Here is a 2,225-nt window from a genome sequence, read left to right as displayed (position 1 = left end):
CGGGCCGCCTGGCGCGCGCCTGGCGCCTGCGCGTCCCCGAAGGCGTGGAGGCCTTCACCGACCGCTGGCTGGGCCCTCAGCAGCAAGATGTGGCCCAGGCGGTGGGAGACTTCGTGCTGCGCCGCGCCGACGGCCTGTGGGCCTATCAATTGGCCGTGGTGGTGGATGACGCCGAACAAGGCATTACCGACATTGTGCGCGGCGCTGATCTGCTCAGTTCCACCGCGCGCCAGCGCGTACTGGCCCGCCTGCTGGGCGCCGCGCCGCCACGCGTGATGCACGTGCCGCTGATCAGCGACCCCGCCACCGGCCTGAAGCTGTCCAAACAGAACGGCGCCGCGCCGCTGGACACCGCGCAGCCGATGGCGATGCTGCGACAGGCCTGGCAGGCGCTGGGGTTCGAACCCTGCGCCGCCGGCACCCCGGCCGCCTTCCTGGCCGAAGCCACCGCGTGCTGGGCTGCGCGCTTTCCCATCACAGCGAGCTGACGCGGCCTGGCGTACGGTTTTTGCCCTTCCGGCTGGCAGCAGGTGTCTGGCTCCCGCCAGGGCGCCAGACACCGAAGACGCACCCCCAGCGCATCACAGCGGCTGCTTGTCCTCGCCGAGCATCCGCACCAGCAGCCCGGTGCCGTCGTCGCCCACCCGCAGTTCGCCATAGCGCGCCGCCGCATAGCGGTCGGCCTGGCCTTCGGGAAAGAAATAGGCGTTGGTCACGATGCGCACCTGTCCGCCCCGCAGGCGGTAGCGCAGGGCGATTTCCTGGTTCTGCTGCGGCTGGGGTTCGCTCTGGATACGCGCAACCTGCGCCACGCCCTGGCTGTCGGGCACGAGCACCACATAGCCGTCCAGCGGCGGGGCCTTTTTGTCGTCGGCGGCAAAGTGCTTCATGACTTGATCGCCCGCCTCGAACCGCAAGGCCATGTAGTCGCCCTGCATCAGCGAACGCGGGTCTACCGGCGCTAATGCCAGGATGGCCACCCGCCCATGGGCCAGCAAGGTTTCGCGCTGCCAGATGGCCCCGTTGACCACCACCGCGGCCAGCACCAGGCCCCCCAGCACCACGGCGGTGCGCCAGCGCAGCGCCGGCGAGGCCGGGCCGGCCACCGCGGCCTGTGGCGCCTGGGCCGTGCGCATCAGGCGCGGCACCAGCCACACCAGCCCATGGAGCAGGAACAACAGCAGCGCGGCACCGCCCAGCCACAGCGCCTTGTCCAGCAAGGGCACCTGCAGCTGGTAGTAGTACACCACCAGATATGCCAGCAGGCTCAGGCCGCCGAACATCGCCAGGCGCGAGCGGTTCAGGCCGAAGCCCAGCAGCATCCAGGCCAGGGCGAATGCAATACCCGGGCTGGGCAGCCAGAACAGCGACAGGGCCAGCAGGCCCAGCGGCACGCCCCACATGACGCCGGCCGTCAGCACGCGGCGGCGCGGCCACAGCACCGCCAGGGCGCAGGCCACCGGCAGCACCGCGCCCGCCACCGTCAACAGGGCCGTCACCGGGTGCAATTGCCAGATCGCCGGCAGTTGCGCCACCGAAGTGCCGCCTGCCAGCCACACCATGCCCTGCACCGCCAGCACGAAGGCCCATGCCAGGGGCAAGAGCGCGTTGGGGCGGGTGCGCGCCAGGCGGTGCCCCAGGCAAAACGCCACCGCCGCCGCCCAGGCGCCGGTTACCGCCACCGGCTGCCAGATGAACGCGGCGCGCAGTGTGTCGAAATCCAGCCAGGCGCCCAGCAGGTCGTCGTGCATCAGCTCGGGCACCAGGCCCAGCCAGATCAGGCCCGCGCCCGCCAGGGCGATCATCCAGGCACTGAGAAAGCGCAGCAAGGCCTCGGGGGCCAGGGCGTAAACCGCCACCCCCAGCAACAGCACGAAGGTGCAGGCGTTGAACTGCGAGGAAGAATCCGACAGGCCGAACGCCACCAGGATCTGGCCCGCGAAGCCCATGGCCGTGGCGCATTGGCGCCAGAACGGCCCCGCGTCGGTGCGCAGCACGGCCACGGCCACCGCGCACAAGACCAGGCCCACCACCATCGCGCCTTCCTGCGACTGCACCGCGCCTGACAGGAACAGGAACAGCAGCAGCAACAGCGTGGTCAGCCAGGCGCTCAGGCCCAGCAGGCCTTGCACGTACCAGGGCGGGCCCAGTTGGGGCTCGGCGTCGGCATCGCCCAGCTCGGCCACGGGCGCCCCGGCCACGGGCGGCGCCATCGCTTTGCCGGC

The 2,225-nt window shown here is 71.1% G+C and carries 2 protein-coding genes; one reads left to right on the top strand and one right to left on the bottom strand.

The annotated features are described in order from the left end of the window. Nucleotides 1-488: glutamate--tRNA ligase family protein (locus LPZ50_RS24280; protein ID WP_230665407.1), on the top strand; the 488-nt coding region annotated here is incomplete at its 5' end. Nucleotides 489-581: 93 nt separating this feature from the next. Here LPZ50_RS24280 and LPZ50_RS24275 read toward each other — a convergent pair. Next, a partial coding sequence (locus LPZ50_RS24275) for a GDYXXLXY domain-containing protein (protein WP_230665405.1) occupies nucleotides 582-2,225 on the bottom strand: 1,644 nt, incomplete at its 5' end.

Origin of the sequence: Bordetella petrii, from assembly GCF_020991325.1 — a bacterium.
Taxonomy (GTDB): domain Bacteria; phylum Pseudomonadota; class Gammaproteobacteria; order Burkholderiales; family Burkholderiaceae_B; genus Bordetella_A; species Bordetella_A petrii_E.
Note: the sequence above shows the minus strand (reverse complement) of the source record. Positions and strands in the feature narration are given on the sequence as shown.